This window comes from Deltaproteobacteria bacterium (genome assembly GCA_019912665.1).
Classification (GTDB): Bacteria; Desulfobacterota; GWC2-55-46; order GWC2-55-46; family GWC2-55-46; genus UBA5799.
In genome coordinates this window covers 65,682-80,793 of the sequence record JAIOIE010000018.1, presented here as the reverse complement: position 1 = coordinate 80,793, position 15,112 = coordinate 65,682, and the positions used below count along the sequence as shown (strand labels likewise).

Genomic DNA, 15,112 nt, shown 5'->3' with positions numbered 1-15,112 from the left:
ATATTCCTCAAGTTAAACGCGTAATATGGTGATTTAAATCACATTTTCCAGGACTACTCTATTGTATCCTTTCCTGCATAAAAAGATTTTTTTTCGATTCATCAGCAAGGAGGCTGTCACTATGAAGAAATGCTTTATCGTCCTGGCGCTTTTTGTCCTGAGCGCCGTGCCGACCCTGGCTGACGCCGCCGTCCATTATGTAAGGGCGGGCGCCACAGGGAACGGCTCAGACTGGGCCAACGCGTTGCCGAAGCTTCCAGCCACACTAGTCCGTGGCGATATCTACTATATAGCCGCGGGCTCTTACGGCGGCTATACTTTTGATGACGCTCAGGCCGGGTCTACTTATATCTACATTAGGAAGGCGACCGCGGCCGACCACGGGACAAACACCGGCTGGAACTCCGCGTATGCAGGGACGGCCACCTTCGGCAATCTCAAGTTCACGACGGGCTACTACGACCTTGACGGCAGGGTTGGCGGAGGGCCCGGGTCCTGGACCTCTGGTCATGGCTTTAAGATAACGGCTGCGGCCTCAGGCACCGGCAAGCTCATAACCATCGGCAACGTCACAGGCATAAGGATACGCCATGCCGAAATTTACTTCAATAACCTGGTCGGCGCATCTACAACAAGCGCCACTGGAGACCTGATATATGCCATCAGCGGCGGCAATGACCTTATAATCCAGTACTGCTGGCTCCATGACTCCGCGAGGACCATCTTCTATCCGATCAAGTGGTCCAACATCCTCTTCGAGTATAACAGGATGGAGAGGAATGGCATAAACTGGAGCTCGTCCAACCACTCCGAGCTGTTTTCAGCAAGGCAGGTCAGTAATGTCACGGTCCGCTATAATCACATGCTTGACTGGAAGAGTACCGGCGGGCTCATATTCGGCGGCGTCGTGTCCTCAGCCGCCCAGAGCGTCTCGAGCAACCTCTATATTTACGGCAACGTATTCGAGTGGACGAAGAACTGGGGCAATACCGCGAACAACGGCGCCGTAGGCAGCTGGAGCCATTCGTGGATGCTTATAAAGAACGCCCGCATATTCAATAACACCTTCGTAAACATCAACGACTCGAACCCGTCGGATGCGGCTTCCATATTCCCGATAGGCAACCTCTCGGATGTTGTCGTCCAGAATAACCTGTTCTACAACACCAACCCGCGCTCAATAAGGGGAAGCCATAACTACAACTGGTTTGATAGCAACAGTCACGGCGAGTCCAATGCGCAGGTATCCTCCATCAACCCGTTCGTGAACTATGCCGGGAAGGACTACAGGCTGAAGGCGTCCACGACGTCGGGACTCAAGCTCTCATCGCCTTTCGATGTAGACATGTTCGGTATCGCACGCGGGAGCAACGGCATCTGGGACAGGGGCGCGTTCCAGTTCGGAGGGAAGACAAGCGTTACGACAACGCCGGAGGCGCCAACGCTTAGCATAGAGTGAAAGAACGGAATAAGGGGCCGGCCTTGTGGGCCGGCCCCTTATTTCATTTTTATGCACGTACTCCGGCCCTTGCAGCCGGATATCGATTCCGTCCTGAAGAGTACCTTCATCGGAGTACTTATAAGCGAACCCGGCCATCTCATTGCAAAAAAATATGCAGCGAAAGATGGCCGGAATAAGATGTGCACTCGATTTTGCTCGAAAAGATTTCGTGACAGCAGGTAAAAAAAGGCTACGCATAGCGTAACCCCTTTTTTCTGGCGGTCCTACGGGGATTGACCTCGCCCATCCATGGGCTCGGCCCTTTGGGCTTCTCGCTTCGCTCGAAGTCCAAATTTGCTGTCCTGCAAATTTGACGAACCCCGGTTTTAGCCTTGAGAGTCCGTTTTGATCGGAAAATTTGTGGCATCCCGCGTATTCCAATATAGGTGGAATTCGGAATGGAAAACCATCGCACACTATCAAAAAAACTGATTAAAAGAGTAAGGTAATACTATTTAATTCAAGCCCTTACGTAGCAAAAAATCCTTGAGCGGATTTTGTGATGATGGTAAATTTAATAGCACAGAAATATTTTGTCCCGGGCTTTTAAAACAAAGCCCGAGCCTTTTCAGAATACCCCAAGGGTAATATTCCGCTTTTCGAGAGACTCAGCGTGGATGCTCTTTTTTTCAAAGAAATCGTTGAAAAGACTTCCGAAGGGGTAATAGTCCTCGATTCGGATGGCGCCGTAAGGTACGTAAATCCTGCCGGTGAAGCCCTCTTGGGACGGAACGCGGAGGACCTTCTCGGCAAGGAATTCGGGATCCCTCTCGACGGTTCAAAAATAGAGATAGATTTCGTCCGGAATGATGGGGATTACGGTGTGGCCGAGCTGTATGCCGAGAGGTCGACATGCCTCGGCGTTCCTTCCTACATAGCATACCTCAATGATATAACCGACCGGAAAAAAGCCGAAGACGCCCTGCACATAAGCGAAGAAAGCCTTGCAGAGGCGCAGCACATTGCCCATATCGGCAGCTGGGAATGGGACCTTGCAGGCTCGTCCTTAAAGTGCTCTGAAGAGATATTCAACATCCTCGGGATCATGAGCGAGGGGTTTTCAGAAACTCTCGATGCTTTCCTTCAGACCGTCCACCCCGAGGACAGGGAGGCGGTACGGCGCATGATGGTAAAGGCCACCCATGCCGGGACCTGCAGCCTTGATTTCAGGATTGTCCAGCCGAACAACAAGGAGAGGTTCGTGCATTGTCACGCCCAGCCGAAGCTGGACAGGTCCGGCAAGGTCGTAAGCATCATAGGGACGATACTCGACCTCACTGAGAGGAAGAGGATAGAGGAAGAGATCATTAAAAACCAGAAGCTCGACTCTCTTGGAGTCCTCGCAGGCGGCATAGCCCACGACTTCAACAACCTGCTTACTGGCATCACCGGGAGCATTTCACTGGCGAAGGTACTATTGAGCCCTGGCGACAGGGCTTACAAGATACTCTCGGACAGCGAAAGGGCCGCAAAAAGGGCCGCTGACCTCACGAACCAGCTTCTTGTGTTCGCAAAAGGCGGAGAGCCCGTAAAAAAGACCATAGTCATCAAGGAGGTCGTAACCGAAGCCGCCACATTCGCGCTCAGCGGTTCGAAGGCGCTCTCCGAGTTCGTCATCCCCGCCACACTGTGGCCCGTGGACGCGGACCCTGGCCAGATAGGTCAGGTGATACACAACCTCGTCTTGAATGCCTCGCAGGCCATGCCGAATGGAGGCATCATAAGCGTCTGCTGTGAGAACATTTTACCCGAAGCTTCCGGCCTCAATGGAGACGCTTATGTGAAAATATCCATTAAAGACCAGGGCGCGGGCATTCCGGAGGAGTACTTCCAGAAGATATTCGACCCGTATTTCACTACCAAGCACAAGGGGAACGGCCTGGGGCTGGCGATAACCTATTCAATAATAAAGAAGCACGGCGGGCACATAGATTTCAGCTCAAGTCCCGGCGAAGGGACCACCTTCAATGTCTACATCCCTGCATCGATTTCGACTTCTGCGTCAACAGAGCGGGAGACCGATGAATCGGCTAGCATCTTTAAGGCCAGGGGAAGGGTCCTCGTGATGGACGACGAGGATATCATCAGGGAAGTGGCAGGAGAGCTGCTCGAATGCATGGGGTGCGAGGTTGCCACGGCCGGCGACGGCCTCGAGGCGCTGGAGAAATACAGCCAGGCCTTTGAGGCCGGAGCGCCTTTCGATGCGGTGATAATGGATCTGACCGTGCCGGGCGGCATGGGAGGCAAGGAGGCGGTAAAAAAGCTCCTCGAAATAGACCCCAACGCGAAAGCGATAGTATCGAGCGGCTATTCCAGCGACACTATAATAGCGAATTTCAAGGAGTACGGTTTCTCCGATGTGATCCTGAAGCCCTATACCATCAAAAGCTTCAGCTCCGTTCTGCACAAGGTGCTGAATTAGTACGTGTCTTTGTAAGCGGGCCGCGAAGCCGCGGCCCCGCAGGGCTGGTGGATAATGAAATTTGAGAAGATCTCGGCATTGCTGATTGAGAGCTCTCCCTTATATGCAGCGCACATCAAGGAACTGCTTTCCAGGGCCGAGAATGTCAAGTTCTCGGTCCACGCGGCGGGCTCGATCTCAGCCGGGCTCAGGCACCTTTCCCGAAAGAAAGCGGATGTGATATTGCTGGATTTGGCGTTGCCTGGCTCTTCAGGCATTGAAGCGCTGATGGCGTGCATCGAAAAAGCAGGCAACACACCGATAGTAGTACTTACCGACAAAATGAGCGAAAAGACCGGGATGGAAGCCCTGAAGAAAGGCGCTCAGGATTACCTCGTGAAAAACCGGCTCCCGAGCGCCCTGCTCGTGAGGTCGCTCCGCTACGCGATAGAAAGGCAGAGGCTCATGGCCGAGGTGGAGCGGCACAGGGCTTTTGAGAACCGCACGAGGGCGATGGACGGGTTCGACCGCCTTGCCTCTTCGAATTCTACGCCGGTAACGGCAAGCGCCTTCGGCCTTGCATCCGTCAAGGAAAATCAACCCTCTATCTACAAGGGGCTGGTAAGGGAATACAGCGACATCCTGGACATGGCCCTTGAGCAGCGCGCATATAAGGTCGAATACGACATCTCCGGAAAGCTCCGCTCCATGTCCGAGAGGCTGGGCTTCCTGAGGGCCGGGCCGAAAGACATTCTTGACATGCACCGCGAAGCCCTGTATGAGAAGTTCAAGTCGTCAAACCAGCTTAAGTCCGGGACTTACGTGGAAGAGGCGCAAATGACTGTCCTGGAACTCATGGGTTTCATGACGATGTATTATCAAAATCACGCTTTTTCAATCCAGACCAGAGGATAGCGGAATGAAGATAAAACTCAAGCTCTACATCACAGGGAAGACATCGAGGTCTCAAAAGGCGATATCCAACCTGCAGCATATCTGTTCCGAGGAGCTTAAGGACAATTACGTATTGCAGATAATCGACGTTCTCGAGCAGCCGCAGCTGGCCGAGGACGAGAAGATCCTGGCGACACCCACCCTTATAAAAGAGCTCCCGCCTCCTTTGCGTAGAATTATAGGCGACCTTTCGAATAGCGAAAAAGTGCTGCTAGGCCTGGATCTCCAGCATGTAAAGTAGATAAATCCGGGAGGTGCGCATAATGGCGGCCAAAAATACGAGCAGGAAATCGAAGAAAGCCATTGAAAAGATCGAAACCGGCATCGAGGGATTCGACCTCATAGCCGACGGCGGCATCCCCAGGGGGCGCGCATGCCTGGTCGCAGGGACCGCCGGGAGCGCCAAAACCATTTTTGCCACGCAGTTCCTTTCCGCAGGCATATACAAGAAAGGCGAGCACGGCGTATTCGTGACCTTCGAGGAGTCCCCGGAGGACATCCGGAAGAACATGATGAGTTTCGGCTGGGACATCGGCAGGCTGGAAAAGGAGGGGAAATGGGCGTTCGTCGACGCCTCTCCCCAGCCCTCAAGTGACCAGATAGAAAGCGGGTCTTACGATTTCGGAGCGCTACTGGCGAGGATCGAGCACGCGGTGAGGAATATCGGCGCTTCCAGGGTCTCGATGGACTCGCTCGGGGCGGTATTCAACCAGTTTGCCGACTCCTCGCTTGTGCGAAAGGAGCTCTTCAGGATTTCGGTGGCGCTTAAAAAGATGAAGGTCACCGCCGTACTGACCGCCGAGAGAAACCAGGAATACGGCGGCATCACGCGCTTCGGTATAGAGGAGTTCGTTGCCGACAGCGTCGTCATTTTGAGGAACGTCCTTGAGGACGAAAAACGTCGGAGGACGGTCGAGATACTCAAGTTCCGCGGCACATACCACCAGAAAGGGGAGTTCCCCTTCACCATATTCCCACACCAGGGCATAATGGTAATACCCCTTTCGGCCCTGGAGCTCAAGCAGAAGTCTTCCTACAAGCGCATCACCTCAGGTTCGAGCGAGCTTGACAGGATGTGCGGTGGCGGATTTTTCCGCGACTCCATCGTCCTCGTGTCAGGGGCGACCGGCGCGGGCAAGACCCTTATCGTAACGCAGTTCATGAAGGGCGGGTTCACGAGCGGCGAGCGGTGCCTGCTTTTGGGCTTCGAGGAGAGCCGCGAGCAGCTCATGAGGAACGCCATAGGCTGGGGCATAGACTTCAACAGGATGGAAGCAGAGGGCAAGCTCAAGATAGCCTGCGAGTACCCGGAGGCAACGAGCCTCGAAGACCTCCTGATCCGCATAAAAAACATAATGGAGGAGTTCAAGCCTCACAGGGTCGCGGTGGACAGCCTTTCGGCCCTGGAGCGGGTATCGACCACAAAGGGCTTCCGCGAGTTCGTCATAAGCCTGACCTCGTTCATAAAGCACCAGGAGGTGGCGGGCCTTTTTACCGCAACGACATCGAACCTTATCGGCGGCACCTCTATAACCGAGGCGCACATATCGACCATAACCGATTCCATAATACTGTTACGCTACGTCGAGATGTACGGCGAAATGCTCCGTGGGCTCACGGTCCTCAAGATGCGCGGGTCGATGCACGACAAGGACATCCGCGAGTTTTTAATCGACGGCAAGGGCATGCACATAGGCAAGCCTTTCAGGACAGTAAGCGGAATACTTACAGGCACGCCCATGCAGATGGTGCCTGAAAGGCTTCAGAGGCTCGATGCGATGTTCAAGGAGTGATACTCTTGGCTCCCTTTCTCGATACAGAGCCGATTTTATTTTCCCCTGGTGCCTTGCCTGGCGTAACGGAGCATCGGAATTCCATACTTGGCCGGAACCAACTAAGCACTAAAGGCGACGCTAACGCCTTTTTGCACTAATCTAACTTTGGAAGCGGTACATTAACTGGGGGCAGATAACGTAAGTCTGAGGATCCATTCACGGGAATTTGAGCCTTCGAGGGCCGAATGGCGCGATATCACATCGCGCTCCCAGCACCTTTTTTCGGCAAGTATACGTGGGCTAAATGGAGTTAGCTGGAGGAAGTGCTTAATGAACTTCCTGTTTTTGTGCGTGGACGCTGATTTTAAAAGGTTATTTTAGTTGCAATGCCAAACTGGTTACGAAATTTGGTGGCACTGGAAAAGAGAAAGGGGTTACGCAGGCGCGTAACCCCTTGATTTTTCTGGCGGTCCTACGGGGATTCGAACCCCGGTTTTAGCCTTGAGAGTTCGTTTTGATAATAAAATGTAACTAGGCCTTATACCTGCACATTTTTGAATTTCTGTGCCTTTTCAGGCCCTTAGACCCATTCCGTATATTCCGCCCTTTCTGTCCTTTTATGCCTCTTAAGGTAGATTCGGTTACAATTTGGTGACAGACTGGGAGCACCGCGTTCGGGAAGATTCCTGGAATCCCGAATCGAAAAATACCCGGCTTCGTCAAACTCAATTCCATAAGCATTCTAGCGAATTAACCTGAATCGGGCCGAAGCAACCTTAATTGGCCTTAAAACAAACACAAATCAAGACCGGATTGCGGCAGAATTGTGGCGGATCCAGAGGCAAGAAGGCTCTATGTTTTTTATTTAGTCGATATTGTGAAGCCGTCGACACGATTCTATTATTCAGAGTATTTTAAAGCTTTTGCAATTTAATACATACACAGTAAATAAACTGGTTCATAAGTGAATTCGTTAAATTTATAAACATGATCTTTTTTTTTAAGTTTTCAATTCTGAATTCCTGAATCGTGAAACAATTAAAAACTTTTCTTGACAAAATAAATAAAAAATATAATAAATTGGCTATAACTAAATACTTTTTTTTAAACGATTGAATTTTAACGGGGGCGGTGCAGCCTTTATAGACTTTGATAAGGGCCTTATTCATGCCATTATGATTTCACATGCATTGAATATCGTTGTGAACGAGTTGAATGCGCATCTTGCTGAAAATTACGGGGCTGGCTCCCACCAGGTGGCGCTCGGAAATTTAGCTGAAGGGTTTACTTCAGGCGCGAGCAATAGCGGCTTATCAAGAGAGAAGCTATATTTATCGATCGTTAATATCAGAGAAGAAAGAACCCTGAAGAATCTACCGAACTATACACGAAATGAAGCTGCACTTAAAGCCACTTATGAAAATCCGCCTGTTTTCCTTAATTTCCTGATTTTAGTGGCAGCTACTCATTCGAATTACACCAATGCGCTGCTCGTATTATCGAGGGCCATTCGTTATTTTCAGTTCAGAAATGTATTTACCCAGGACGATGTGGCTCCTCAATCAATAGCCACAACGACCCACCCGCTTAATCAGCTCGATAGATTGGAAACCTTCAAATTCATTTTTGACCTGTATTCCCCGACCATGGAGGAAGTCAACCATCTATGGGGTACGCTGGGAGGAAAGCAGTATCCTTTCGCCTTGTACATGATGAGGATGTTGGACTTGAAATTCGAGGCCGTGCAGGGCGAAAAAGGCCTGATAACGCAAGTTGTCAGGGATTTCTATCATAAGGATCGGTAAAGTTTGATATGCCGGAACGGATTACTACCGGATACAGTCGATTATTCGAAATACGCCTGCTTCATCATTTTTGGTTGGATGAAGGCAGCGCCATATATGATCTTTTGGAAAAGGAGCAAAGAGAGAGGCGCCTGTTGTCCTATGATATGCGCTCCTTTCTCGCAGTCACGCCTACCGATTCCACCTCAAGGGCTCTAAGCGGCCTGGGGTGCGTCTATAAGGAGACGCAGTTGGGCTGCATAGTATTAGCGCCAGATAGAGCCAAAATTCCTTGCCATGCAGAATTCGAATGCGTCGTGACGGTGCAGGATGTCGAGTTTTTTAACTATACGGCTTTGACGCTTCGACCTCAAAGGGTCCATGAATTGTATCACCGAGGAGAAAATGAGACCAACAGGTTCAAAGAACATGTGCCCGTCTTATCAAATATGACCGGTGTTAAAAGGGGCGAAGGTGCCCAAAAAGCCCTTTTTCTCTCCAGAGAGATTCCATCGCTCGCCGCAGATGACCAGGCGGAATCCTTGTTCCTGTCGGATAATGCTTTGCATCAGTTGACCGGCGACCAGCCCGACGCCCTCTCCCGGGAATTAAACCCACAGTCGGCAATATGCCTGTATTTGTCAATCAGGGCGATGTGCCTCGCATTGTACCGCCCGCCGGGCTCGTCGGGGCACCTGCTCGAGGAATAATGCTGTCTAAAGACATACCTGAGAATGTGTTTGCTCTCATCCGTTTGGCGGCAATGCGTGAAGATGACGATGATTTCAGCTTGATCGGACCTGATGGGTTTCCCAAGGCGAGCTATCCTGTTTTCCAGGTCCGCTTCAAAAACCGTTCGACCGTCTGGAAGTATATTAACAAGAGAACCGGCCATGTCGTTTTTGAAACACCCGAACCGCTACCTTTAACCCGTTTCGGAAATGCAGGCACAAGGCAAAAGCCATCATTGTGCCAGATCAAGGCTGAGGGAATGGATATCGCGGGGAAGGTTACTAGGCTCGTCTCGGAGATCTTTGTATGAATTTTCCAAATTTTTAAAACGGAGGTAAAAGGATGCCTACAACGTACAAAATGCCGGGTGTTTACATCGAAGAGATACCGAAGTTCCCACCCTCCATCGCGCCGGTCGAGACGGCGATACCTGCGTTTATAGGATATACGCAAAAGGCCGAAAAGGTCGCGCCCGGAGACCTTATTAACGTGCCCACGAAGATAGGTTCCATTGCCGAGTATGAGGCCTATTTTGGGGTGGGCTCCGCCCCATCCGTTACTGAAGTTATTTTGGATGACAGCCGTAATTTCAAATCGGCATCAGTCGGAAATATGTTTTACATGTATGACAGTCTCCGCTTGTTCTACGCAAATGGCGGAGGCGACTGTTACATCGTTTCCACGGGCAGCTATGATAATCCATCCTCCAAGACAAAAAATGACTTCATCGGCACAGGAAAAGGAATTGATGCCCTCGAAGCGGTAGATGAACCCACGATACTCGTTTTTCCCGATAACTCGCTACTCGATGCGGATTTTTATGAAATTTACATGAAGGCCCTGGACCAGTGCGGCAGGCTGATGGACAGGGTTTGCCTGTTCCATGTAAAAGAGGATGATTCTAAAGGCGCTAATTTCCGGCCTGGTATCGGCATTAAGGATCTGAAATACGGAATGGCTTATTCCCCGTGGTTGAAAGCCAGCTTCCCAAAAGACGTTACCTATCGCGATTTCAAGGACGTAATCAAAATCGGGGAAACACGGATCGATTTATCGGGCGTGACCGACGATACAAAAATTAAGGGGTTGATTTCGGAATATGAAGACGTCATATCCGATAATCAGAAGATCGGTGCTGTCTCAAGCTTACTCGCAGGTACTCGAACATTAAGGGAGAAATTTACCGATCTCGAAAGTGTTTATCTTTCAGGTAAAACAGTTGCAAATTTTATGAAACTAATTGATTTTTTATTCGGCATCGCAAGGAAAGCTGACGAACTGATTGGGACCAGCAGTAGCGCCCTTAAGAACGAACCTTTGAGAGGATCATTAGGTGGTCTTATAGAATCTCTGGCGCAACCCTTCAGTGAATTAATCAGTTACGATAAAGAACTCGTCAATATAGATGGGTATGAACCACAATATAATGCAACTATGCTTTCAGCAAATGAATGGGATGGACTTAACGCTACGCCCCCCTCGGCAATCCTGGAGGATACAGAAAGCGACCAGGCTAATATGGACGAAGTGCTTGGACTGCTCCGGCCACTTTTCGATAAGATCAGCAAGGCCTGGCTTGGCCTGGTGGACGCTGCCAGAAAATTGGAAAAGGACAAGCACGATGGCCTGATTTCCAATTTTCCTCTATACAAGACGATTATCACCGGAATCCAGAACAAGGCTTCGATTATTCCTCCTTCAGGTGCTGTTGCCGGTGTCTATGCCTACGTGGACCGCACCAGGGGTGTCTGGAAAGCGCCCGCGAACGTCAGCATCAGCGGAATCGTCGGTCCTAAAGACATGTTTACCGCTTCGGAACTGGATTCTCTCAATATAGATCCAAACGGCGGAAAATCCATAAACGCCATCCGCGCCTTTACAGGCAAGGGGACTCTCGTCTGGGGCGCGCGTACCCTCGCCGGGAACGACAATGAGTGGCGCTATGTCAACGTCAGGCGGTTCTTCAATTTCGTAGAAGAGTCGACAAAAAAGGCAACCGAGCAGTTCGTGTTCGAGCCGAACGATGCCAATACCTGGGTGCGTGTGCAGGCTATGATAGAGAACTTTCTGACCGTGCTCTGGCGGCAGGGCGCCCTGCAGGGCGTAAAACCGGAACATGCATTCTATGTCGCCGTGGGGCTAGGGAAGACGATGACAACCCTGGATATTCTCGAAGGACGCATGATAGTGGAAATCGGAATGGCCGTCGTCCGCCCCGCTGAATTCATCGTCCTCAGGTTTTCCCATAAAATGGCGGAGTCGTGATGGTACTTAAAATACAATCGGATGAACTGATCGAATCCTATTAAGAAAGGGAGATGGCCATGACGCAGGAGTATCCATTACCCAGATTCCATTTTCAGGTTGATTGGGGCGGCGCAAAGCTCAGTTTCACTGAGGTGACCGGGCTTGTCATGGAGAGGGAGAAAATCGAATACCGGCACAGCGACAGCAAGGATTTCAACAAGATCGCCATGCCCGGATTGGTCAAAAATAATAATATAACCATGAAACGCGGGAAATTCGAGCGCGATTTCGACTTCAATGCGTGGCTGGATGAAATCGCCAACGAACGGGTCAATGAGCGGCGCGATGTGACAATAAGGCTGCTGAACGAAAGACACGAGCCTGTGGCGGCATGGTCGGCCGTAAGGTGCTTCCCGGTAAAAGTCACCGCCCCTGATTTCAAATCAGATGCCAATGAGGCCGCGATAGAGAGCATCGAAATAGCCCATGAAGGCCTTAAATTGATGAAGGTCTAAGGGCGCCGTGATGAACGAGCATTATCCGCCATGGGGGTTCTACTATAAAGTGGAATTCAGCATAAGCAAGAACAGGAATGATGTGCGCTTTCAGTCCGTTTCAGGGCTGTCCATGGAATACGAGATCGAGGAATACAAGGAAGGTGGAGAGAACCGCTTTGTCCACAAGCTCCCCGTGCGCACTAAATACCCTGATCTGATGCTGAAGCGCGGGATGCTGACGGACTCCTCTGTAATAGAGTGGTGCCTCAGGGCATTTCGCGACCGGGATTTTGAGCCTTCAGATGTAACTATCATCCTTATGAACGAAAAGAGCGAGCCCCTTCGCACCTGGAAAATCGCACATGCCGTCCCTAAAAAATGGGTTGTAAGCGATTTTAACGCGAATGAAAATTCGATCGTAGTCGAAACCCTGGAGTTTTCATATCGATGTTTCGCGGTCCAGTAGAGGAAGTATCTCCTCTCATACTTTTCGTCCGGGCCGCAACAAAAGAGGTCTTGTATGCCCATTGAAATTAAAGAACTTCATATACGTGTTACGGTCGATGCGTCCAGAAGAAAAAATCAAGTCGAAAACCGCACTTTTTCCGGTGGAATCGGCTCAAGTATTTACGAGACCAGAGACGCCATAGTCTCCGAATGCGTAGAGCAGGTTTTGTCGATACTTCTGGCCAAAAAGGAACGGTGATGATTGCAAGCGACAAAATGGAAAAAGCAGAGAGGGCTGCTACTGGAAAATTGGAGAAGGTGCTGATTTTGGCTTTTACAGATTCTAAAAAAGCCGAGACAGGCTCCAAAATGGATGCGCGGGACAGTTTCGAGGCGCTGGTTAACCCTGAGACCTATACGATGGAATACAAGGTGGAGACCTCTGAGGAACAGGGGCAGGGGACAAGCGGATCACAATCAAAATTCATATCTACGTCGCCTCAGGAACTTACATTTGAGTTCCTGTTCGACAACACGGGCCTGATAGACGGAAGACCGAATAAGGCTGGAATATTCGATAATGTAAACCATTTCAGGAAGATTCTCACCGAGTACCAGGGCGATTCACATGAGCCGTATCATCTCAAACTGATATGGGGGAACCTGGTATTCAAGGGAAGGGCTGTAGAACTCGGAATCACGTACAAGCTCTTCAATCCTGACGGGCAGCCTATCCGCGCGGTTGCGAAGGCAAGATTCAAGGGAAGCATCGAAGAAAAGAAGCGCGCCTTATGGGAGGACAGGAAATCTCCTGACCTGACCCATCTTCGCCGGGTCAGTGCAGGAGATACGCTCCCGCTCATGTGTTACCGGATATACGGTGATCCGAAATACTATATGGATGTCGCGAAGGCAAACGGCATTGAAAATTTCCGTTTGCTGCCACCGGGAATGGAAATTGCTTTTCCGCCCATCGCTAAGACGGCAGATAATGGCAACAAATGAATCGATAATCCCATCACCAGCGACGCCTGATGTATGCACGTATACTATCCTGGTCGATGGAATGGAAATTCCGGGCGAATTCCATATTCTGGCGATTTCAGTGACGAAGGAGGTCAACCGCGTTCCTGCTGCCGTCATCCAGCTGCTTGATGGTGAAGCAGCAAAATCCACTTTCAAGGCGAGCGATAGCGATTTTTTCATACCAGGCAGGAAAATCGAGATCCAACTCGGCTATTGCTCCCAGAACGAGCCGGTTTTCAAGGGGATCGTCGTTAAAAACAGCATCAAAATACGCAAAAACGGCAGCTCCCTTACAGTTGAATGCCGGGATAAAGCCGTGAAGATGACGGTCAGCGCAAAAAACCGTTATTTTATCGACAAGAAGGACAGTGACATCCTTGACGAGATAATAGGCTCATACCGCTTGCAAAAAGACGTTGAGACGACGCTCCCGGCCTTGAAGGAAGTCACACAATATGATTCCACGGATTGGGATTTCCTTTTGTGCCGCGCGGAAGCCAACGGGCAAGTGGTGCTCGTAAACGACGGAAAGGTAACCGTTGCCCGCCCCTCACTTAAAGACGAGCCGGCCGTTAATGTCCGCTACGGCGCAACGGTATTGGAGCTGGATGCTGAGATAGACGCCAGGCTTCAAAGCAGGGGCATAGAAGCTAGCAGCTGGGACCCTGCAGGACAGGAACTTGTACAGGTGGATGCGAATGAGCCTGCTACGCCGCGAAGTGGCAATCTCTCGCCTGCCGACCTGGCCGACGTTCTCGATGCGGATACACACACGGTAAGGCACGGTGGCAAACTCAGCGGACCAGAGCTGCAGGCATGGGCAGATGGCATGCTGATGAGGGAGCGTCTGTCCAGAGTTCGGGGCAGGGTGAGATTTCAAGGCTTTGGGGGTGTTTTGCCCGGTAGAATCATTGAAGTCGTCGGCATCGGTGAACGATTTCAAGGGAAGCTTTACGTCTCCGGTGTCCGTCATACACTCGCAAACGGCAGCTGGGAAACGGATGTACAGTTCGGGTTGAGCACCGAACTTTTCGCGAATTCCCATAACCTGCGCCCGCTCCCTGCCGCGGGCCTGCTTCCGGGTGTGAGCGGCTTGCAAATAGGAATAGTAACGGCGCTGGAAAATGACTCGGAGGGTCAGGACCGCATCAAGGTCCGCCTCCCGGTGATTAGTGATACGGCTGAGGGCATCTGGTCACGGATAGCCACCCTGGACGCCGGAAATGAACGCGGCACTTTTTTCCGCCCTGATATCGGAGATGAGGTCGTGGTGGGTTTCCTCAATGACGACCCGCGTCACCCTGTGGTTCTTGGGATGTGCCACAGCGGCGCCAAACCGTCTCCAGAACCGGCAAAAGACGGCAACCACCGGAAAGGCTACGTAAGCCGGGAAAAAATGCAATTCATATTCGACGATGAGAAAAAGGCCGTTCTGCTGGAAACACCCGCCGGTAACAGGTTGACGCTTTCCGAGGATGGAAAAGGTATCTTCATAGAAGACCAGAACGGGAACAAGATTACGCTCGACAGCAGCGGGGTCAAAATAGAAAGCTGCAAAGACCTGACCTTGAAGGCCGCTAAAGACGTCAAAATAGAGGGCGTGAACATGGACCTTAAGGCTCAAATCGCGTTCAAGGCCGCCGGTAGCGCCAGCGCAGAAGTTTCCGGGGCTAGCACGTCCGTCAAAGGCAGCGCTAATACAGTCATACAGGGCGGCATAGTGCAGATCAACTGACCAGGAGGATCGG

Annotated in this window: 14 protein-coding genes; all 14 read left to right on the top strand. The window is 51.0% G+C overall.

The features are described from left to right. Positions 1-121 precede the first annotated feature (121 nt). The 14 genes from K8I01_04805 (at position 122) to vgrG (ending at position 15,099) form a co-directional block, all read left to right on the top strand. Entirely contained in the window at positions 122-1,459 is a 1,338-nt protein-coding gene (locus K8I01_04805) for a hypothetical protein (protein ID MBZ0219734.1), read from the top strand. Positions 1,460-2,114: 655 nt separating this feature from the next. After that, positions 2,115-3,923: a PAS domain S-box protein gene (locus K8I01_04800; GenBank protein MBZ0219733.1), complete on the top strand. Its 1,809-nt coding sequence runs from the start codon at positions 2,115-2,117 to the stop codon at positions 3,921-3,923. A gap of 54 nt (positions 3,924-3,977) precedes the next feature. After that, entirely contained in the window at positions 3,978-4,817 is an 840-nt protein-coding gene (locus K8I01_04795) for a response regulator (GenBank protein MBZ0219732.1), read from the top strand. A gap of 4 nt (positions 4,818-4,821) precedes the next feature. Next, on the top strand, positions 4,822-5,097 hold the full coding sequence (gene kaiB / locus K8I01_04790; protein MBZ0219731.1) for a circadian clock protein KaiB: 276 nt from the start codon (positions 4,822-4,824) through the stop codon (positions 5,095-5,097). Between the two features lie 22 nt (positions 5,098-5,119). After that, entirely contained in the window at positions 5,120-6,649 is a 1,530-nt protein-coding gene (gene kaiC, locus K8I01_04785) for a circadian clock protein KaiC (protein ID MBZ0219730.1), read from the top strand. A 1,157-nt stretch (positions 6,650-7,806) separates the two neighbouring features. Beyond that, on the top strand, positions 7,807-8,436 hold the full coding sequence (locus tag K8I01_04780) for a DUF4255 domain-containing protein (protein ID MBZ0219729.1): 630 nt from the start codon (positions 7,807-7,809) through the stop codon (positions 8,434-8,436). Positions 8,437-8,666: 230 nt separating this feature from the next. Further along, the gene (locus tag K8I01_04775; GenBank protein MBZ0219728.1) at positions 8,667-9,125 is read left to right on the top strand and encodes a hypothetical protein; all 459 of its coding nucleotides are present in this window, start codon (positions 8,667-8,669) and stop codon (positions 9,123-9,125) included. Continuing rightward, complete coding sequence (locus K8I01_04770) at positions 9,125-9,457, top strand: hypothetical protein (GenBank protein ID MBZ0219727.1); 333 nt, start codon at positions 9,125-9,127, stop codon at positions 9,455-9,457. The genes K8I01_04775 and K8I01_04770 overlap by 1 nt, the downstream gene beginning before the upstream one ends. Positions 9,458-9,489: 32 nt before the next feature. Continuing rightward, positions 9,490-11,412 (top strand): phage tail sheath subtilisin-like domain-containing protein, encoded by a 1,923-nt coding sequence (locus tag K8I01_04765; protein ID MBZ0219726.1) that lies wholly within the window; start codon positions 9,490-9,492, stop codon positions 11,410-11,412. Positions 11,413-11,471: 59 nt separating this feature from the next. Beyond that, positions 11,472-11,909 (top strand): phage tail protein, encoded by a 438-nt coding sequence (locus K8I01_04760; GenBank protein MBZ0219725.1) that lies wholly within the window; start codon positions 11,472-11,474, stop codon positions 11,907-11,909. A gap of 10 nt (positions 11,910-11,919) precedes the next feature. Beyond that, on the top strand, positions 11,920-12,357 hold the full coding sequence (locus tag K8I01_04755; GenBank protein ID MBZ0219724.1) for a phage tail protein: 438 nt from the start codon (positions 11,920-11,922) through the stop codon (positions 12,355-12,357). A 54-nt stretch (positions 12,358-12,411) separates the two neighbouring features. After that, the gene (locus K8I01_04750; protein MBZ0219723.1) at positions 12,412-12,597 is read left to right on the top strand and encodes a DUF5908 family protein; all 186 of its coding nucleotides are present in this window, start codon (positions 12,412-12,414) and stop codon (positions 12,595-12,597) included. Positions 12,598-12,614: 17 nt separating this feature from the next. Then, the gene (locus K8I01_04745; GenBank protein ID MBZ0219722.1) at positions 12,615-13,343 is read left to right on the top strand and encodes a LysM peptidoglycan-binding domain-containing protein; all 729 of its coding nucleotides are present in this window, start codon (positions 12,615-12,617) and stop codon (positions 13,341-13,343) included. Beyond that, a complete protein-coding gene (gene vgrG / locus K8I01_04740) occupies positions 13,330-15,099 on the top strand; it encodes a type VI secretion system tip protein VgrG (protein ID MBZ0219721.1) in 1,770 nt (589 codons plus the stop codon). Before K8I01_04745 ends, vgrG begins: the two co-directional genes overlap by 14 nt. The last annotated feature ends 13 nt before the right edge of the window (positions 15,100-15,112 follow it).